Source organism: Streptomyces sp. C36, assembly GCF_040932295.1.
GTDB classification, from domain to species: Bacteria; Actinomycetota; Actinomycetes; order Streptomycetales; family Streptomycetaceae; genus Streptomyces; species Streptomyces triculaminicus.
This window is the reverse complement of record NZ_JBFQGI010000010.1, coordinates 37,523-55,237: the sequence shown is the minus strand read 5'-3', so window position 1 is coordinate 55,237 and position 17,715 is coordinate 37,523. Positions and strand designations below refer to the sequence as shown.

Below are 17,715 nucleotides of genomic sequence, written 5' to 3'. Positions count from 1 at the left end.
GGGCAGGATCCCTGCCATTGGCTTACACGGGATCTCCCGAGCCACCCTTTACCGGGCACGTCGGGGAGAGCGCCTGACACAGGCGCACACCGACGCTACCGGCCGTCGATACCACGCCGGGGGCCTGTCATACACGCCGCTGCTAGCAGCGTGGTGACGTAGAACTCGCGGGTGCTGTCCGAGGCATCTGGGTGTTCGGTGGCCTTCTTCAGTTCCGTGAGGGTGGCGCGAACGGCGTCTATCTGGGCGAGGGTGTGCTCGGGGTTCTGCCGACTGATGTGCTGGGTGCGGTGCACTTCCGTGATGCCGTCGACTGGCATCACGCGGGCGACGTCGGCGCCCTCGACTCCGTAGGCATCAGGCGAGGGCGGCATCGGTCACGATGCCGCTGGAACCGCTGGCGAGCAGGTCCAGCTTGGCCAGGACGCGCCGGAGCCGCGCAGCGGACTCCGCCAGCCCCCGGCAGCAGGCGAAGGCAGGCTGTCGGCCAAGGCCGGGATCCAAACGCTGGGCGTAATCCCGCACTTCGTCAACCATCTTCCGTACGGCTGTGCGACGGCCGTCATCTGGAAGGGCATCCGCCGCCTTCTCCGCCATGACGGTTCCCCTTGCAATGAAGCCGCACAGCACCTCTGTCCAGAAACCGATCCGGCCAGCCGGCGGTAACGCTGAGCCCGGGCCAAGGACCTCCTTGATGACCTCCGCGGCCTCGTCCTCGCGTCATCCGCCACATGGGACGGCTCGGACGTGGCTCTGCCGGTTCTGCTCCAGGTGCTCATGCGATCGAAATCCTTCACGGGAAGAGGGCCAAGAGAACGGAAGAAAAAATGGCAGGCGCCGCCAGACGTCCGGCGGACGAGGGCGGGCGGTGAAGCGCGCCGGCAAGGGCAAGTGCCGGGGGACCGCCTGTCGTCGTGGGAAGGCAGCGGGCGCAACCTTCGTCGGCGGCGTCCACTCCGCGTCGTCTGGTGACCGGACTCCGCCATTGCCGCGGGCACGTGGTGTCCACGGCCAAGGTCCCGCTCATGCCGGAAGCAGAGGCAAAGGGTGCCCGGGCTCGTCGGGGGTTAACAGGTCTGATGCGGCGTGCTGTAGCTCCGGGCGCGCTTGCAGAGCTGCTCGGCCCACGCTTGCAATGGTTCGGCCAGTTCCTCGTTGTCGCCACGGGCGACGGTTTGCAGGAGCTCGGCGACGACGGTGGCCTCGCCTGTCCACGTGGCGGGGCTGCCCAGCTCGGGGAAGCACTCGCGGACACGGTGCGAGGTGTCGGGCTGCAGCAGGCTGTAGGCGAGCAGCGTGGCCTGGTCGTAACCACGGGGTCCCTGGCCCCAGCCCTCCCAGTCCAGGACCCGGAGTCGTGGCCGGGTGAGGTTCGCCCAGTGGAGATCCCCGTGGACGACGGCCCACTCGATGGTTTCCGGGGCGGGGACGCCGACGAATTCGGGGAGGGCCCGCTCGAGGTACCCGAGCCGGACGGCGATGCGGTCGGTGGTGGCATCGGCGACCGCGTGAAGCACGCTGTGCAGACTCTCCCACCATCCGGCAGACAGCTCGACAGTGCTGCGCAGGATGGGGTCGGCGGAGATGACGAGCATGTCAAGGTGGGCGCTCAGCTCAGCGCGGTACACGACCCCAGCTTCCCGGGTGTCGTGGATGGCGAGGAGTTCGGGCCGGCGCCCGCCCAGGGTGCCGAAGGTTTTCTTGGCGGCCTGGTTGCCCTCCCACAGCTTGCCGGTGGCTTTGGCTTCCGGGGCGGTGAGCAGACGCAGCCACACGCGGCGCCCGTCCGTGGCGGAGCCAGCGCGGCCGAGGGTACGCCCGGCCCACCCCCAGAGCTCGCTGCCGTCGTCGCAGGTGACGCCGAGTGCGCGGGCGGCACGGTTGTGGTGGGCGCGCATGCGCCGCGCGGTGCCGAGGTCAGGGGGCGGCGAGTACATCGGTGATCTCCCTGAGTCGTTTGGCCCCCAACGGTAGGGCGAGCGCGTCCCGTGCCTCGGCCCAATGTCCGGGGCTGCTGGCAGAGACGAGGAGGACGTCAAGGCTCGGAGTTGACGCGGCGACCAGCATGCAGGCGGCGGCTGGCGAGAGACCGGGGCGGATGAACTCGGCGAATTCGTCCGTCGCCATGCCCAGGAGCTCACCGCCACGCAGCGGGGCCGAGCCAGCGTTCGTCAGTCCGTGGTCGTGGGCTTGGGCGAGCGGGCCTTTTCCGTCGAGGTCCTGCCGGATCGGGGCGTCGTCCACGAGGTTGACCGGCTGCTGGAGGGCGACGAGGCGGTGCCGGTCGGAGCCAGCGGCCTGCTCGGCGAGCCGCACCAGCACCGGGACGGTGAACACTGCGTGCTTGAGGCCGTCCCAGGTGGCGACGCCGTACCCGCCGATGTGGCCCGCGTCCGCCAGCTCCTCCAGAACGACGAAGCCTCCCGCAGCGCGGCGTGAATATGGGGCACGTGCAGGGCGGCCCGCTCGGGGTTGTGCACGTACACGGCGTCGGGTACCCGGCCGAGCTGGCGGACCGACCGCATGACCTGCCACCGGACGAACGCCGGAACCAGGCTGTACCCAGCCGTGGCCTGGCCCTGGCACAGCACGCCGGCGGCCACTGCTGCCTGCCCCTGATCGGGGGTGAAGTACCCAGTCTTCGTCGAGAGCCTCACCGCGGGGTAATCGGCAAGGACCGGGCCGAGCTCAACCTGGGCACGGCCCCCGCCGTAGTTGGGAGCAGTGTCCACCCACGCCGCGCCCCGGGCGCAGGCGGTGCGCGTCGCGTCCTTCACGGCGCGCACCTTGTACGTCCCCAGGCCCAGAGCGGGGCTCACCGGGCGGTCCCCGTGATGGCGACGGCCTGGCCCTCGACCAGCTCCCGGACCAGAGAGGCGATGTCGTCCACGCTCACGCCCGCAGCGTTGGCGAGTTTCCCCAACGTGTGCTCGCCGCCGGTGACGAGGGCTTGGAGGGCGGGGCCGGCGGCCGGAGCGAACTCGTAGGCGCTGCCGGCCGCCGCCAGGTGCACCGCGTCCTCCTCGAGGGTGAGCACGGCGCGGGCTGTCGTCATCCGCACCCGCAGCCGGTGGTCGGCCGGAACGCCATTTAGGTGGGGGAGGCTGGGGGCCATCCGGCCGAGAGCCTGCCCGTCCTGGTGCTCGACGTACCGGGCGATCAGGTGGGGGTCGTCCAGCTGCTCGACGACCAGCTTGCGCACCCCGGCCAGGAACGCCGCCTGCGCCTCCGGCGAGGACAGCAGGGGCAGGTCAGTGCGGAACTCGCAGTGCGCGACGAGACGGTCGCACACCCAGTACAGCAGGTCGGTGGGGGTGTGGGGCTGGGCGCCGAAGGTGACATGCAGACTGCGCACGCCTTGGTCGGCGCTGACGCTGTGCCACCAGCCGCGCGGCACGTACAGCAGGTCCCCGGGGCGCAGCACAAGGTCCGCGACCGGCTTGCCGGTCGGGGCCGCCGGTTCGTCGGTGTCGCGGTGCAGCGGGTAGGGGCGGGTCGGGCCGTAGATACGCCAGCGTTTGGCGCCGTCGAGCTGGATGACGACGACGTCGTGCGTGTCCCAGTGGCAGCCGAAGCCCTCGGTGGCCGTCCATGAGGCGTAGACGTTCGTCTGGAACCGGGTGCGGAAGAGCCGCTCAAGCTCTTCGGCGACTTCGCCGAGCGGCTGGTGAAGCTCGTCCGCGCTGTCGAGGGCCAGGGAGGCCCCGTCGGCGAGTTGGGTGTGCAAGGGGGTGGGGTGGAGCCGGTGCCACACGACGTGGCGTCGGGTGACTTCCGGCGCGCTGGTGGCCAGGGTCGGCAGGGTCTCGCCGCCGCGGTTCAGGCGCAGCCGCGGGGGTTCGAGGCGGTGGCTGGCCAGGATGCTGTTGAGCGCGTCCCAGGTCAGCAGCCCGGTCGCCTCAACGGCGGCGGGAAGGTGGTGATAGTCGCGGTGTAACGCCTGGGCGAGGAAGTCCTCGCCCAGGCGCTCCGCGATGCGCAGCGGGGTCATCGCGGGGTGTGCTCCTAGTCGTTGCCGTCGGACTTGCCAGTGCCGCCGCCGTCACCCGGGACGGCGTCCCGCCGGCGAGCGACCTCGATCAGCTTCTTCGAGCGCAGCAGCCCGCCCGAGGGGGCGTTGCTGATGGTGGTGTCGGGCATTGCAACCTCCATCTGGTCTGGGAGGACGACCACGGCATTCGTCCTCCGTTTCACCCCGCCCGCGGTTACGGCCGGGGAGTCGGTGAGGGGCTACCGCTCGTCCGGCGCGGTGACATCCGGGGCCGCGAGCACCGGCCCTTCGGGGGCTCCGAAAGGCTTGCCGACCTGCTGGTGGAGCACGGTTGCGGGGCCGGCGAGCCCGAGGACGAGAAGGGCGAGCGCGGCGCGTAACGGATGGTCGTCGGTCACCGGGAGGCCCTGGTGAGCTCGTTCTGCTGACGGCGCCGCTGCTCGGCGGCCCGCTCCAGCTGCTGGAGCAGGGAAGCCAGCTGATCGGGGTCGAGGACCAGCAACGTCTCGGTGCTCGTGTCGTCGCGGAAGTGGACCTTCACGGGGATGGCGGCCTGGGCGGCACGGTGGTCGTACGACACGTCACGCTTCAAGGGCGCCACGTGGGATACGAAGATCGGCGTCCTGCTCGGAGCCGGAGCCGGTACGGCAGGGGGCGGTGTGGTCATCACGGCGTGGGTCTCCTTGAGCGAGCGGCGGGCCGCGGACTCGTCAGCCTGAGCGGCCCGCCACGAGGGGTTGTACGGAGTAGGCAACTCCCAGAAGACGCCCGGCGCCCCTACCGGAACGCGGGTTTCTGCTGGGACGACCCCTATCGAATTGACCCATCTTTTACCTGGCCCTTGGTGGCTCTCGCCCCTACCGTTGGGGCCTGTGAGCATTCAGCGCAGGCGCAACACGCGGTTGGTCGTGTGGATGGACGATCGGGGTCTGAGTGCCGCCGCCCTGGCCAAGGCACTCAACGCCGAAATCGGTGCCATCACCGGCCGAGAGGGAAGACTGATCGAGGGGACCATCCGTAAATGGCGCTCCGGGGAGACCGCGTGGCCCCGGACCATCCAGCTCATCGCCCTCGCCAAGGTCAGCGGTATGACAGCCGAAAACTTAGGGTTCGTTCACCCATCCGCACGTTCGGAGGAGGGCCCCGTGCACCGCCGCGCATTCATCAACTGCGCCACCGCTGCCACGGCGACGCTGGTCACCGCACCCGCCGCAGGAGGCCGCTGGCGCACGGGCGCCAAAGACGTGCAGCAACTGCGCGAGCAGCTGCACCAGCTCACCCGAACCGACCAGACCCGAGGCGGTATGACGCTCGAGCGGGCGGCCGAGGCGATCTCGTACCAAGCCACCTCCGCGATCAACTCGGGCGGCTGCTCCGATCGCATCCAGTGCAAGCTCTACGCCGTGGCCGCCGACGCGGAGGCCGCCAGTGCCTGGTACGCCCTCGACGGACACCGCACCACCTCAGCCGCCCAGCACATCGACGCCGCCACACGGCTCGCCGCCCTCTCCCGCGACCCCTACGCCCTGCTCCACGCCTGGAATTCACAGGTGCACTACGCGCTGACCACCGGACGCCGCGCCGACGCCATGGCCGCGGCCGAGAAGCTCGGCTCCCTCCACGCGGCCCGCCAGGACCCGCTGTGCCGATCCCTGGCCCACGCCCGGCTCGGCACAGCCGCCGCCCTGCTTGCCGACCGCCGACGCGCCGAAGGCGCCTTCGACCGTGCCCACGACTCCCTCGCCACCACTGAGAAAATCCCCCGGCCCCGATGGCTCGGGTTCTACGGCACCGCCGACCTCCACTCCCTCCACGGCAAGGCGCTGCGTGTCCTGGGAAGGCCCCGGTACGCCGAGGCCCACGCGCACGCCGCTCTCTCCGCCGCACGCGCCGACTACACCCGCGACCGCGCCCTCTACCGCGTCCACCTGGCCGAGGCCCAGCTGGCCCAGGGAGAGCTCGACGCCGCCACCGACACCATCCGCCGCGCCACCGAACTTGCCGCCGACCTTCCCGGCAGCGCACGCGTCCACACCGCACTCCACCGCCTCACCCGGACCATGGAAGCCGCCCGATGACCCCTGACCGATTCACCCGCACCCCGCTCACCGAGGAGACCATCGACGCGATCCTCGCCGTCTACGTCGACGCGCGCGCCGAACTCCAGCACCTGGAGCACTACCAACCGCCCCGCATGCGCAAGCAGCTGGAGCGCCACGCCGCGCGGCCCGGCTGCTTGGCCGCCCTCGCATGGCACGAGGGCGAACCGGTCGGCTACGCCTACGGCTGCCCGCTCGGCGAGTCGAACACATGGTGGCCCAGGGTCTACCCGCAACCCCCATCGGACATCCTCCGTGAGGACGGGCAGCGCACATTTCGGCTCGACGAGATCGCCGTCCTGACGTCCTGGCGCGGCACCGGCACCGCCCGGAAGGTCCACGACCATCTGCTCGCCAGCTGGACGGGGAGGGCGACCCTCATGGTCAACCCGCTCGCCGGGAACGGGAAGGTCCAAGCCGTCTACGAGCGATGGGGGTACGTGCCCATCGGGCACGCCCAGCCCCAGGACACCGCCCCCGTCCTGACCGTCATGATCCGCCCCGGCCAACCAGCCACCCGACAGCCCGGCTGACGCCGTGGGGCCGCCGACACCCAGTTCGTGCAGGGCCAGTCAACAGGAACCAGGCACGTCATGACGCGTTGCCCCTGTCAGGCCCAGCAGGGCCAATATCTGGCAAGAGTGCCTCTTCGCCTGCACACGCACCCCCGGCAGCAAAGAGTTCAACCTACCCGCGACAGAGCAGGCCACTTGTGTCTACTGGGGCCACGCTCAGCTACCGACGGCTGCCAAAGATCTGGCCGTTGATGTCAGCATTGGGTGTCATGGAACAGCTCCGGCACTGGGCAGACCTCCAACGGCTCGTCCAGCTGATCGGCCCAGCCCCACCAGACATGCCGATCGGCACACCTCCACAATGACCGGCAGGTTCGCCGGCAGTCATCGTCCCGCCTTGAGAGAACGAAGCCACCGAACTTCATGGGCTGGCTGCATTCAGGGCAGGCGGGGGCGTCGCTGGTCATGTTGCGCACGCTAACGCAACTCGACCGTGGTTCCGCACCGGTGCGGTCCACTCGTGCGGCAGCGGCGGTGGGGCCTCTACCAGCATTACCGGTGATCTCGATGCTTTCCTTGCCAGCTTCCGGCTCACCTCCGCCGACGCGGAAAGCACACGTGGTCCTCGGACCTAGCCAATCGGCGTCGCGGCTCGCCTCCGCCTGCGCGGAGCTCACGTCCACACCTTCGCGTCAGAGACGCTGGTGATCGGCTCAACTCCGCCTGTGCGAAGCTCACGGGGCCGCGTACGTCCCCGTGAGGGGACGTACCGACTCACCTCCGCCCGCGCGGAGCTCACGCGTTCTCCTGCTCGATCCGCTTGAGGCGCTCCGACTCACCTCCGCCTGCGCGAAGCTCACAGATCGTGGCGGCGTGTGACGTCGACGTTGGCCGGCTCACCTCCGCCTGCGCGGAGCTCACCCCAGGCGGGGTCGGGTCATGGGGCTCGGCTCCGGCTCACCTCCGCCTGAGCGGAGCTCACGGGGTGTGGGTAAGCCCGGGCTTCGCCGCGGTCGGCTCACCTCCGCCTGCGCGGAGAGCACACGGACTCGTTGCCCGGGTCTCCCTTGTCGCCCGGCTCACCTCCGCCTACGCAGAGAGCACGTGACCTTGATCCGGGGCCGAACGACGGTGGGCGGCACCTCCGCCTGCGCGGAGAGCACCCTACCGACGAGAACGCCGATCTCGCGCGTGCCGGCTCACCTCCGCCTGCGCGGAGCTCACCTGCTCCTCCTCCAGGAGCAGCTCGGCCCCGTCGGCTCACCTCCGCCTGCGCGGAGCTCACGACGCGCTCGACCTGCACCCCCACCTCGCCACCGGCTCACCTCCGCCTGTGCGGAGCTCACGGATGCGGGGCGCCTCACACAAGCGCTCGAGTTGGCTCACCTCCGCCTGTGCGGAGCTCACGGGTGGATCGGCTGTGCGGTCATCGCGTGCCCCGGCTCACCTCCGCCTGCACGGAGCTCACATGCCGCGAGCGCGCTTTACCTGCTGCCACATTGGCTCACCTCCGCCTGCGCGGAGCTCACTTGTCGCCGTCCTTGTACAGATAGCGGGCCTGCGGCTCACCTCTGCCTGCGCGGAGAGCACCAGGCCTCGCCCCGGGCTTCACCCCACAGCTGCGGCTCACCTCCGCCTGCGCGGAGCTCGGGGACTGCCAAGGCGGCTCACCTCCACCTGCGCGGAGCTCACGAGTCCACCGGGGCAGTAGCCTCGGCCACCGCCGGCTCACCTCCGCCTGCACGGAGCTCACGGCCCCGCGTGGTTCGGGACAACCGTTGAGCCCGGCTCACCTCCGCCTGCGCGGAGCTCACCACACCCGTGCCGCAAGGTACGCGGCCCTGACCGGCTCACCTCCGCCTGCGCGGAGCTCACCTTCGCGACCTGCAACCTTGTGACGGCTTTGCTTTTTCTTGACGCAAGAGTGGACAAGCACACATCCCATTGAACACGACAACCAATCGTCCAGCCCTGCGCACACGAGAGAACCACGGGCCAGAAGCTGCGGCTCGCCTCCACCTGTGCGAAGAGCACCGGAAGCCCACCAGACATCCTGATCGGGCTAACTTCCAAATCGGCAGGTTCGCCGACAGTCGTTCCCGCCTGGAGAGAACGAAGCCACCGAACTTCATGGCCTGGCAGCCCTCGGGACAGGCGGGGGCGCCGCTGGTCTCTGCCGCGGCGCGGTATCGGGCCAAGGCGCTTGCCGGGGGATCCGCTGATCCTGGTGGACAGCAGTACGGTGCCCCGCCGCACGCCGAGCTTTGAGCTCTGCGTCGTGCTGGTGGCGGGCTTCCTCCGCGATCTGCTGACGTAGCTCTCGCTCTCTCCGTAGAGCGCTCACGGTTGTACGGAGGGCCTGAGCCTGGCCGTGGAGGTGGGCAGCCTGGCTGCGGGCGTATTCGAGGTCCGCGGCGCGCTCGGCGTCGATCCGCGGCGCGAGGGTGGCCAGGTGGTCACGCATCGCGGCGAAGCGCTGCTGCGTCTCGGCGAGATCACGGGGCGGGGCTCCAGTGGTGCCTTGTGCTAGGAGGACTCTCGCGTACGGCGACTGGGTGATCGTGTGCCAGGCGTCGCGTTGGGCGGCTTGAGCAGCGTGGCGGGCGTGGTGCTGTCGTTCCTGTGCGGCTGCCATCTGCTCGGTGTACTGGGCGAGCAGTCGCTGCTGCTCGCCCCGGGATGTGCCGGAAACACGAAGGGCGAGCCGACTGCGGTCGAGGGCTTTGACTGTCTTCTCCCGCAGCGCCTGCGCCGTCGCCTCGTCGTGGGTCGCCTGATCGGCGTTTGCCGTCTCGTGCTGAGCGATGGTGGCGAGCCGGTCGGCCTCGTCGAGGACAGCGACGGCTTCGGCGGCGATGCGCCGGCCAGGCGAGAGCTGTGTGGCGAGCTCGGCGGCCGCGGTCTCCAGGGCGCGCGTCTTGTCGGTGGCCGCGCGTGCCGCCGCTGTAGCGCGCTGCTCGGCATCGGCGAGGTGGGCGTTCAGGTCCGTGTCGGTCAAGGTGCCGTACGGGCGGGCCACAGTGTCGTCCCACGCGGGGAACGCCGTCCCTTCACGTGCCGGCGCGGGTGCGGGGGGTGCGATGGGATCGGGGGCAGGGCGCAGCTGGTGGCTGACCATGCTTTCGGGGTGGTCTTGGCGTAGTAGCTTCGCGTAGGCGGTGATGGCGCGCTCGAGGAGTTCGGCCTCGGTGTGGGGCTCGCCGAGTTCGGCTCGGGTTTCTTCGTTCTCGAGTGCGGCTGTGGGCAGCCAGAGGTGGTTTTCGGTCTTGGCGCGGGTGATGCCGGGGTAGAGGCTGTAGGCGTTCGCGCCGAGGCCGTACATCAGGCTTTTTTGGACGGTCAGGCCCTGGGATGCGGCGATGGTCATGGCGTAGCCCAGGCTGAGGGCGCCTTGGCTGATCTGGGCTGGGGTCAGCCATGCCTGTTCGTAGCTGTAGGTGTCGTTGGGGTGCTGGCGTCGCCAGGTGATCTGGACGCTGCGGTCGGTGGAGATGTCGGTGACTACGGCGCGGAATCCGTTGAGGACGTCGGGGCCGGCGTTGCGGCGGCGTGAGCGGTAGTCGTTTTGCCGTATGCGGACGAAGTCGCCGACGGCCAGGGTCAGCTTCTGTCGGCCGGGTCGCAGGTAGGTGTGTTCCCGGCCGAGCTCGCCGGCTGCTCGCCGCAGTGCTCGGGCACCGGTGTTGAGGATGTCGGCGTCGTCGTTGCGTGCGGCGAGGACGACGAGATGGGCCAGGGTGTCGTGTGCGTCCGGCCAGTTGGTGCGGGCCTGGTCCCATGCGGCGAGGATCTGGGTGTGGGCTTCGTCGGAGGTGTCGGTGGCGTGTACGCGGCCGCTTGCGGCGAGCATCCGCAGTGCCTGTTCCCGCTGCGATCTGCCCTGGCGCCAGATCTCGAGGGCTGCGCGCTCGCCGGCGTCTTTCTGGCGGCGGTTGTCGGTGAGGGTGTCGCCTCCGACCAGGCGGTGTACCTCGGCGAATCCGCCGCCTGGTCCGATTGCCTGGAGCTGCTGGGGGTCGCCGATCGCGATGATCTTTGTGCCTGTGCGGGCCGCCTCGGTGAGCAGTTTTGCCATCGCCCGGTCGTCGGTCATGGCGGCTTCGTCGAGGACCAGGACGTCCACGCCGCGCAGTCCGGTGCCGTCGTCGATGCGCTGGAGCCAGGAGGCGATGGTGCTCGACGGAACCCCAGATCCTTCGAAGAGGTTCTGGGCGGCGACCGCGGACAGGCAGGCGCCGGCGTAGGTCATGCCGACGGCGTCCCAGCCGATGCGGCAGGCTTCCATCAGCGTGGTCTTGCCGGAACCGGCGACACCGATCACGGCGTCCACGCCGTGCCCGGCGGTCAGCAGCCGCTCCACAACGCGGCGCTGTTCGGCGGCCAGCTCGAAGCCGGCTGCGACCTGGAAGACCGATAGTGCCGCCGCGGCCTGGTCGCCGGTCAGGCGGGCGGTGCCGTCGGCGTAGCGTGCCTGGGCCTGGCTGATGATGATCTGCTCGGCCGCGAGGATGTCGTAGGTGGTGTAGCGGGCGGTGTTCGACATGACGGTCGAGCCACGGTGCGGCAGCGCATGGGCGTACCCGTGGACGGCGAGCACACGGTCTGCGAGGCCGTCGAGTTCGCCGTTGTCGACACCGTAGGGGCATGCGTTCGCGACGGCGGCCAGCAGCTGCGCCCGGCTGAACGTTTTTTCGTGCGCGGTCAGGCCGTGGGCGGGTGAGAAAACCTCGGCGGCGATCTGCTGCGGTGTCGGCGTCCGGGGTCCGTTGGAGACGTCGGCGGTGAGCCCGCTGTCCGGTCCGGGCGGTCCTGGGGCGGCGGCCGTAACCATGGCGTCTACGTCGATGCCCAGGCTCTCCGCCCGCTGCCGCCAGTGCGCACGCAGGTCGATGGTGCCGGTGTCGTGCTTGGCGTGCCGGGTCTCGGCGGACACCCGCATCTTCTCGTCGCGACTGGCGTCCGCGCCGGCCTCGGCATTGACCTGGGCAGCGCGGCGGGAGTAGTGCTCGCGCAGCTCTGCGGGAATGCCGACGACGTTCCAGGCTCGCGTCTTGGCGTCGCGCTCATATCGCACGCCGAACCGTTCACCGGCCAGGGCGCGAACCCTCGCCTTGAACAGCGCGTCGAAGGCGCGCGCGTGCCGGTGCAGGTCCATCCCGCCGTTGGCTATCGCGCGCCACTGGCCGTCCTCGCACCGGGCCATGTTCACCATGACGATGTGGACGTGCAGGTGTGGATCGCCTGGCGTCTCATCGTCGACAGGCCGGGCCGACTGATGCTCCACCGTCCAGCCCAGCAGTCCGCCGGTGGCGATGCGGTGCAGCGTGCCGTCCTCGCTCACCAGGCCGTAGCCGATCCACTTTTCCAGCTGTGCGAAGGCCTCGCGCTTGGCCTGGTGGACGAGGTCCCGAAACGATTCTTCGCGTTGCTCGGCGAGCAGCGCCCACAGCACCGAGTCGCCCTTGGGCAGGTCGGCGACGAGGTCGTAGGCGCGCACCCGGATGTTGACGCGCGCGCCTTCGTGCGCCCGTGCCTCAGCGAGCTCACCGGCTTCGTAAATGTCCTCGAGGTCGAGTCCGGCGGCGCGGGCGATGCGGTGCAGGGAATCGATCTGGAGCCGGTGGCGCTCGCCGTGCTGGTGAACCATGCGCGCCAGCGTCGCCCACTTCTGCTGCTGCTTGGGCTTGCCATGAAAGAGGTCGAGCGGCTCCACGCCAGCCACCGCGGCAGCTGCCTCGACAGCTTCGACGAGGCGGGCACCGGTCAGCTGGGAACGCGGGTGCGCCCGCAGTTCGGCACGCACCAGACGGTCGCCGGTGACGGGGTGGACGCCGTTCGCCAGCGCGCGGGCCGCTTCCTTGCCGGCCTCACCGAGGGCGGTCCCAGCAGTCAGACCGACGTCCGTCAGGCCTTCACCGATCCACACCAGGCCGCTGTTCTCGCCGGGCTGCATGCGGTAGTCGACCTGGGTGTCCGTGGCCGACTGGGCCACGTCCTGGGCGTCGGTTCTCACGTAGCAACCGGAATTTCCGGAGAGGCGGTACTCGACCTGCTCCATGTCCACGATCCGCGTGACCCAGGCCATGTGCTGCCGCCCCTCCCCCCGGGGTCCTTCAACGGCGAGCCGCGTACGTCCCCAAGGGGACGTACCTTTGTCCATCCGCTCTTGATCTTTTGGCCTCTGACGGTAGCTCTGAGCCAGAAGTCAGTCAACGGATTTGCTGTTGGTCATCGAGATGCTGGACGTCAGGTGTCACTGGTTGGACATCTCAGGTGTCACTGGCGTGACGGTTCGTCGAGCATGCGGAGGCTGTACGCGACGTTGTCGTGCAGCTGGTCGACGATGTCGCCACGGTTGACCATGTGGGCGCCGACGAGCGCGTCGAGGGCCTGGCGCTGGACGGCGTCGCCTGTGTCGATGCCGCCGTCGACCCAGACACGGAGGAGGACCTCGGCCTCGGTGGGCTGGATGGCGCCGCGGATGTGGGGGTGGAGGTTTCCGCGTCCGGCGACTGCGTCGGCCTGGTCGGGCCGGAGGATGTCCAGGCGCGGGGTGGCGGTGTAGCCGTCGGGCGGGGCGGTGCGCAGGACGAGCGCGCCGCCGACGTCAGGATGTGTGCGCGCGTGCTGGAGAGCGGTGTCGAGCCGGTGGGTGGTCCATGTCAGTGCGAGCGCGAGCGTCTGGGTGGTCATGGGCTCGTCGGCGTGTGCGAGGGCGGTGATGACGGTGAGGGCGTCGTGTTCGGCGTCGGCGGGGCGGCGGTCGAGGACCTGGCGGTTGCGGGGGCGTTCGAAGAGGTCGTCGGCGTCGGGGATTAGGACGGATCCGACGCCGTGATCACACCAGCCACATCAAGATCGTCCCACCCGGGCCAGGCCGGGTGGGAACATCCGTCAGAGTTCCGGGAGGAAGGCGGGCTCGATGTCCATGGCAGCAACGCCCCCGCGCACGCCAGTGACGAACTGCTTGATCTCCGCCACAAGAACATCCCAGGCGATGGGTGCGGTCCAGAAAACTGGCGTGAGGATAGAGCCAACCCGCCAGCCCTCATCGGAGCTCCCGATCTGGAGCAACCCCAGATCGGCCTGCATCGAGTCAAGCTCGAAGCCTTCCTGGCCGGCGTCCGGGCTCTGGAGCCAGAGCGCCAGGTGGTACGCCAGCTCGGCCACGGGGAACGCCTCCTCGGACCACACCACCCGCCCGTCTTCCCAGATGGACAGCTCAGCCTCGATGTCGAGGAGAAGCACGTCCAGGGGAGCTTCATGCGGGGCGAGACCGCGCCGCGGCAGATCCGACAATCCAAAGTTCCGGCAAACGAACCGCACTGCCCGGCCTCCATGCGATCTGAGGCCCCCTGCACGCCCGGGCCACCCAAAGGCAGACAATCGTACCGAGTCATGCCAGGCGCTTCGGTCCGCATCGAAGGCGCGGATGTCCTCCGCAGCGCCATCGCACGACGGGGTCACCGGTCCGTCCCCGCCGCCATCCGGCGCTTCCTCCCACGACACGGTCTCGCGCACCGGCAGCCAGTGCTCGAGGTGGTCCGGCGTGGGCCCGGTGGACCGTGTGTTGTCGGCCAGCCAAAGCGACAGCGTGAGCCGTTCCGCGAGATCGTCGGCCAACATCGCGTCGGGTCCGGTCCGGCTCTCGAACCGTCCGCCGATCGCCTGGTCGACCAGATTCTCCGCGAGGTCGGGTGCGACGCCCCAACGGCTGAGGAATCAGGTGAGCACCTGTCGGTAGTGGCCGTACCAGCCGCTGCCGCAGCCGATATGGCCGGTCACCAGGAGGATCAGGTTCCGGGCGGCGCGCTCCCACAGGATCCGCTGGTCGTCTGCGTCGGCAAGAGCCAGCGGGTACGCCTCGAACCATCCGGCGAGACTCTCCAGCTATGCCCGCCACTCGCACAGCGCTGCCGCGACACGGGTGAGTGTTTCCTCCGGGGTGGTGATCGAGTCCCTTGGGCAGCACCAGTTCCCGACGGGGCCTCCGTCAAAGTCGCCTTCGTCGTGCGCCCAGCGCCAGCCCACGGTCCAGCGGCCATAGTGCTCGGCGAGGGCATACGCCATGGCATCTGCCCAAGGGCTTCCCCTCGCTCCAGCTCCAGTCACTCATCGCCGGGGCCCTTTGGGAATGTCGGGGCGGCCGGGCATCTGACTGGCGGGCCGAGAGACCGCACCACCTGCGGCGCCGACGGGCTGTCGAAGGGATGACGGGCGGGGTCCATATCGTCCCAGGTCAGAAAGCGGGGTGCCAGTTCGGCAATCACCGCGCAAGCCTGCACTTCCACCCGACTGTGGTGCCAACAGGATTACCACTGTGCCGAAGCAAGGTGGATTTCACTTGAGCAGGACAAGTGTCACCGCTCAGCTCGTCGGACTCCCGTGCAGGCGAGGATTGCGCTGGCGTCGTCGGCGAGGAAGAGCATGAAGGCCCACGTCCGGTCCGGTGAGAAGATGCGGCCGATCCTGACCTGAACGGCTTCGAGCCGGGTGAGGATGTCGACGGTGGACGGCAAGGCGAGAGTCTCAGTACCTCGGCTCCTCGCCCGTCGGAGGCGAGCCGCGTAGACGTTGGCAAGCTGCTGGCTGGGAACGCTGCCGTCCCATACGACGAACTCGCCTCCGCCGAGAAGCGCCGCTCTCGCGGGTTCGCAGGCCCTGGTCTGGCCTCCCAGCATCCCGGCGAGTTCTGCACGGTCCATCTGTCGCCCTTTCGCCTGCTGTCTCGTTGTCCGCTCAGTTGTCAAAGTGGAGCTCAGGTCGGGTCCAGAGGGTGAGGTCGCTGCTGGTGGCGACCGCCAGGGTCAGGCCGGAGGGAGAGAACCCGGCTGTACGGAGTTCTGAGTACTCGGAGTGGAAGATGTGCCACCACGTCCCTCCCGCCGGGCCTTTGTGGGACCCGCCGTCGGCGGAGAGGATGACGCGGTCGTGAGGCCACTCCGGGCTGACGACGTCCAGGGTCCAGCCGTCTGGTGTGGTGCTGTGCAGGCCGCCGCCGAAGAGCCCGGCGATACGCACCGGCGTGCCCTCGATCGGTCCGAGCCCGGGGCAGGTGAGCTCCGGCGACGCCTCCGGAGTGCTGGTGTCGGGGTCCGGATCCCGGTCACGGGCGACCTTCTCGCCGGTGACCGCGTCGAACAGTCCATGGCCGCCGCTGGACACGACCATGACGAGGTCGTGCCCGCTGTCGGGATGGACGGCGAAGCCAATGCCGAGCAGACCCCCGATGGGGGTCCTGTGGTCCAGCACCGGCTGCCACGGCTCCGGGGCCGGCATGACGGTGGCGGCGATGTAGCGCTCGCGCAGCTTCTGCTGGTACTCCGTGATCAACTCGTCTCCTCCGGGCGGTCTGTGTCGAGGGTCAAGACCACAAACGATCTCAAGGTGACAAGAACGATTCACCTTCGGTGACAGCAATCCCGCTCACGCCGTCTCGGAGGGCGGGGTCGGGGGCAGCTGTCGGGTGCAAGTTCCGTGCTCAGGCACAACCACATGGCCGGAATGCTGGAGACTACGGCGCGGAGCTGCTGCCGGAGATGGAGACGTTCGGCCTGCTGGAGACGCTGCCGGGGCCCGCGCGGGCGGAGGTTGAGTGGGAGCGGCACGTGGTGGAGGTGGAGACCGGGCTGTCGCCTTGCGCCGAGCCGGGCACTGAAGCACGGCACAGATGTCTCCGGCGGTGTCGGGGCTTCCGCCCCATATGAACTGGTCACGGAACCGGCTCCCTGTCACCTGGTCTTGCCACCGAAGGCGCCGCGACGGTCCTCCAGGGCCTGGGGGGGCGGGCGAGGTGCGGCGTGCTGGCCAGGGAAATGTGGCGGCCCGGAGACTCGGGCGTCAAGGAATTCTTGACAAGTTGGCTGCGTCAAGGTTTCCTTGACGTATGTTGATCTTGAGTTCGAAGGCCCGACCCCGGAACCTCTATCCCGCCCCCGCACCCATGGCCGCCGCGCTGCCGCTCGCCATAAGCCTGCCGGCCCTGACGGTGATGTTCGGCGACCGGTTCGGCACCTCCGCCACCGTCGCCCTGATCGTTGTCGGCCTCGTACTCATCGCCTGCACGGCCGGCCTGGCCGCCCGGGCGGCGGCCCGCGACTCCGCTGAGCAGGCGCACCGCGACGCGGCAGTCCTCGACGCCCTCGAGCCTCTTGCCGGACTGCGCCGATGAGTGACGAACCCCTGCTCCACCCGGCGGAGATGGACCGGATCCGCGAAGGGATCGCCGCAGCCGTCCTCGGCGCCCCCGACGGTCTGGCCGACTCGCTCGAACACGACGCCCACGGGTACCTGCGCCTGGTGGACGCCTCACGCGTCGGCGCCCAGGAGGCAAGCCGCCTGCTGCACGAGGCCGTCCAGGGCGCCAGGGCCGCCGGCCACAGCTGGGACACAGTGGGCCGCGTCCTGGGAGTGAGCCGCCAGGCCGCCCAGCAGCGCTTCGCGGCCAAGGCCGCAGACGCGGGCCCCTCGGCACCGCCCGCCGGGGGACCCAACGCCCCCAAGCGCCGCACCCTCAGCGGACTGTCCGCGTTCAACGAAATGGCCGCCCTGGAGGAAGCCGGCCGCGACGGCTGGCACATGATCGGCTACGGCCCCTTCTTCCACGAAGTCGAGGCCTCCGGCCACCCCTGGGAACACTGCCGGATTACGCTCCCCTCCATCGCGCGACACCGGCGCATGCAATCGGAAGGCTGGATCCCGGTCGGCGCCGGATGGTTCCCCTGGCGGTACTACAAACGACCCGTCAACCCCGGCTCTTAAGGTCCGTCCTGGTCAGGTCGCAGGGGTGTTTTTGGGTTGGCGCGTGGTGCATCGCTTCCGCGACGGCGTGGAGCCAGGTAGCGAGGCTGGGCCATCTCAGGAACCAGCCCTGGTCGTCGCGTGCGGCATGGCCGAGATGGTTGTGCCATAGCCCTGGGCCTGCCTCGATGAAGTGGTCGTCGCCGTCGCTGCCGGCGAACGGGGATCCACAGTTCTCCCCACCAGGGGAAGTCCTGCCGTCCGGATCGTCGCTGTCCCAGATATCCATCCGCATCTCGCGGACCTCGACGACCTCCTGGGCGGAGTCCACGGGACCGCACGGCAATACATCTAGGACTTGACCGGTCGG

General features: G+C 69.6%; 18 protein-coding genes, 1 pseudogene and 1 CRISPR repeat array. Of the genes and pseudogenes, 4 read left to right on the top strand and 15 right to left on the bottom strand.

Features of this window, described 5'->3' with window-relative positions; genetic code table 11:
* Positions 1 to 95: 95 nt before the first annotated feature.
* The 9 genes and pseudogenes from AB4K12_RS27470 to AB4K12_RS27430 all read right to left on the bottom strand — a co-directional run bounded on the left by AB4K12_RS27470 (position 96) and on the right by AB4K12_RS27430 (position 4,583).
* On the bottom strand, positions 96 to 374 hold the full coding sequence (locus AB4K12_RS27470) for a hypothetical protein (RefSeq protein ID WP_368437045.1): 279 nt from the start codon (positions 372 to 374) through the stop codon (positions 96 to 98).
* Positions 358 to 696 carry a DUF6415 family natural product biosynthesis protein gene (locus tag AB4K12_RS27465; protein ID WP_368437316.1) on the bottom strand — a complete coding sequence of 113 codons (339 nt, stop codon included), beginning with the start codon at positions 694 to 696 and terminating at the stop codon, positions 358 to 360. Before AB4K12_RS27465 ends, AB4K12_RS27470 begins: the two co-directional genes overlap by 17 nt.
* A 371-nt stretch (positions 697 to 1,067) precedes the next feature.
* The gene (locus tag AB4K12_RS27460) at positions 1,068 to 1,937 is read right to left on the bottom strand and encodes a hypothetical protein (RefSeq protein ID WP_368437043.1); all 870 of its coding nucleotides are present in this window, start codon (positions 1,935 to 1,937) and stop codon (positions 1,068 to 1,070) included.
* A complete protein-coding gene (locus AB4K12_RS27455) occupies positions 1,918 to 2,337 on the bottom strand; it encodes a hypothetical protein (RefSeq protein ID WP_368437326.1) in 420 nt (139 codons plus the stop codon). Before AB4K12_RS27455 ends, AB4K12_RS27460 begins: the two co-directional genes overlap by 20 nt.
* Before the next feature lie 182 nt (positions 2,338 to 2,519).
* Positions 2,520 to 2,732: pseudogene (locus AB4K12_RS27450) on the bottom strand (aldo/keto reductase); the annotation flags it as partial.
* 83 nt (positions 2,733 to 2,815) lie between these two features.
* On the bottom strand, positions 2,816 to 3,991 hold the full coding sequence (locus tag AB4K12_RS27445; protein WP_368437041.1) for a cupin domain-containing protein: 1,176 nt from the start codon (positions 3,989 to 3,991) through the stop codon (positions 2,816 to 2,818).
* 14 nt (positions 3,992 to 4,005) lie between these two features.
* Positions 4,006 to 4,140, bottom strand: coding sequence for a hypothetical protein (locus tag AB4K12_RS27440; protein ID WP_368437039.1), 135 nt, complete (start codon positions 4,138 to 4,140; stop codon positions 4,006 to 4,008).
* Positions 4,141 to 4,230: 90 nt separating this feature from the next.
* Entirely contained in the window at positions 4,231 to 4,389 is a 159-nt protein-coding gene (locus tag AB4K12_RS27435; protein ID WP_368437037.1) for a hypothetical protein, read from the bottom strand.
* On the bottom strand, positions 4,386 to 4,583 hold the full coding sequence (locus tag AB4K12_RS27430; protein ID WP_368437035.1) for a hypothetical protein: 198 nt from the start codon (positions 4,581 to 4,583) through the stop codon (positions 4,386 to 4,388). The genes AB4K12_RS27435 and AB4K12_RS27430 overlap by 4 nt, the downstream gene beginning before the upstream one ends.
* A 553-nt stretch (positions 4,584 to 5,136) precedes the next feature.
* Here AB4K12_RS27430 and AB4K12_RS27425 point away from each other — a divergent pair.
* Positions 5,137 to 6,069 carry a hypothetical protein gene (locus AB4K12_RS27425; protein WP_368437033.1) on the top strand — a complete coding sequence of 311 codons (933 nt, stop codon included), beginning with the start codon at positions 5,137 to 5,139 and terminating at the stop codon, positions 6,067 to 6,069.
* Complete coding sequence (locus AB4K12_RS27420) at positions 6,066 to 6,623, top strand: N-acetyltransferase family protein (RefSeq protein WP_368437031.1); 558 nt, start codon at positions 6,066 to 6,068, stop codon at positions 6,621 to 6,623. Before AB4K12_RS27425 ends, AB4K12_RS27420 begins: the two co-directional genes overlap by 4 nt.
* Positions 6,624 to 7,191: 568 nt before the next feature.
* Positions 7,192 to 8,480: direct repeats of the CRISPR family, unit length 30 nt; unit sequence CCGGCTCACCTCCGCCTGCGCGGAGCTCAC.
* A gap of 253 nt (positions 8,481 to 8,733) precedes the next feature.
* Here AB4K12_RS27420 and mobF read toward each other — a convergent pair.
* The 5 genes from mobF to AB4K12_RS27395 form a co-directional block, all read right to left on the bottom strand.
* Positions 8,734 to 12,690: a MobF family relaxase gene (gene mobF / locus AB4K12_RS27415; protein ID WP_368437029.1), complete on the bottom strand. Its 3,957-nt coding sequence runs from the start codon at positions 12,688 to 12,690 to the stop codon at positions 8,734 to 8,736.
* Between the two features lie 191 nt (positions 12,691 to 12,881).
* The gene (locus AB4K12_RS27410; protein WP_368437027.1) at positions 12,882 to 13,298 is read right to left on the bottom strand and encodes a hypothetical protein; all 417 of its coding nucleotides are present in this window, start codon (positions 13,296 to 13,298) and stop codon (positions 12,882 to 12,884) included.
* A gap of 201 nt (positions 13,299 to 13,499) precedes the next feature.
* Positions 13,500 to 14,231 (bottom strand): hypothetical protein, encoded by a 732-nt coding sequence (locus AB4K12_RS27405; protein WP_368437026.1) that lies wholly within the window; start codon positions 14,229 to 14,231, stop codon positions 13,500 to 13,502.
* A gap of 734 nt (positions 14,232 to 14,965) precedes the next feature.
* On the bottom strand, positions 14,966 to 15,310 hold the full coding sequence (locus tag AB4K12_RS27400) for a hypothetical protein (protein ID WP_368437024.1): 345 nt from the start codon (positions 15,308 to 15,310) through the stop codon (positions 14,966 to 14,968).
* Between the two features lie 34 nt (positions 15,311 to 15,344).
* Complete coding sequence (locus tag AB4K12_RS27395; RefSeq protein WP_368437022.1) at positions 15,345 to 15,938, bottom strand: hypothetical protein; 594 nt, start codon at positions 15,936 to 15,938, stop codon at positions 15,345 to 15,347.
* A 562-nt stretch (positions 15,939 to 16,500) separates the two neighbouring features.
* On the opposite strand from AB4K12_RS27395, the gene AB4K12_RS27390 reads away from it, so the two are divergent.
* Both AB4K12_RS27390 and AB4K12_RS27385 read left to right on the top strand, forming a co-directional pair.
* Positions 16,501 to 16,776: a hypothetical protein gene (locus tag AB4K12_RS27390; RefSeq protein WP_368437020.1), complete on the top strand. Its 276-nt coding sequence runs from the start codon at positions 16,501 to 16,503 to the stop codon at positions 16,774 to 16,776.
* Positions 16,773 to 17,366 (top strand): hypothetical protein, encoded by a 594-nt coding sequence (locus AB4K12_RS27385; protein ID WP_368437018.1) that lies wholly within the window; start codon positions 16,773 to 16,775, stop codon positions 17,364 to 17,366. Before AB4K12_RS27390 ends, AB4K12_RS27385 begins: the two co-directional genes overlap by 4 nt.
* On the opposite strand, the gene AB4K12_RS27380 is transcribed toward AB4K12_RS27385, so the two are convergent.
* Complete coding sequence (locus AB4K12_RS27380) at positions 17,350 to 17,676, bottom strand: hypothetical protein (RefSeq protein WP_368437016.1); 327 nt, start codon at positions 17,674 to 17,676, stop codon at positions 17,350 to 17,352. The genes AB4K12_RS27385 and AB4K12_RS27380 overlap by 17 nt on opposite strands.
* Positions 17,677 to 17,715 lie beyond the last annotated feature (39 nt).

Bases quoted from the DNA above. Each gene is read 5' to 3' on its own strand.
- AB4K12_RS27410 (WP_368437027.1), bottom strand. From the start codon at position 13,298: ATGACCACCCAGACGCTCGCGCTCGCACTGACATGGACCACCCACCGG.
- AB4K12_RS27405 (WP_368437026.1), bottom strand. From the start codon at position 14,231: ATGTTGGCCGACGATCTCGCGGAACGGCTCACGCTGTCGCTTTGGCTG.
- mobF (WP_368437029.1), bottom strand. From the start codon at position 12,690: ATGGCCTGGGTCACGCGGATCGTGGACATGGAGCAGGTCGAGTACCGC.
- AB4K12_RS27400 (WP_368437024.1), bottom strand. From the start codon at position 15,310: ATGGACCGTGCAGAACTCGCCGGGATGCTGGGAGGCCAGACCAGGGCC.
- AB4K12_RS27440 (WP_368437039.1), bottom strand. From the start codon at position 4,140: ATGCCCGACACCACCATCAGCAACGCCCCCTCGGGCGGGCTGCTGCGC.
- AB4K12_RS27385 (WP_368437018.1), top strand. From the start codon at position 16,773: ATGAGTGACGAACCCCTGCTCCACCCGGCGGAGATGGACCGGATCCGC.
- AB4K12_RS27420 (WP_368437031.1), top strand. From the start codon at position 6,066: ATGACCCCTGACCGATTCACCCGCACCCCGCTCACCGAGGAGACCATC.
- AB4K12_RS27445 (WP_368437041.1), bottom strand. From the start codon at position 3,991: ATGACCCCGCTGCGCATCGCGGAGCGCCTGGGCGAGGACTTCCTCGCC.
- AB4K12_RS27460 (WP_368437043.1), bottom strand. From the start codon at position 1,937: ATGTACTCGCCGCCCCCTGACCTCGGCACCGCGCGGCGCATGCGCGCC.
- AB4K12_RS27470 (WP_368437045.1), bottom strand. From the start codon at position 374: ATGCCGCCCTCGCCTGATGCCTACGGAGTCGAGGGCGCCGACGTCGCC.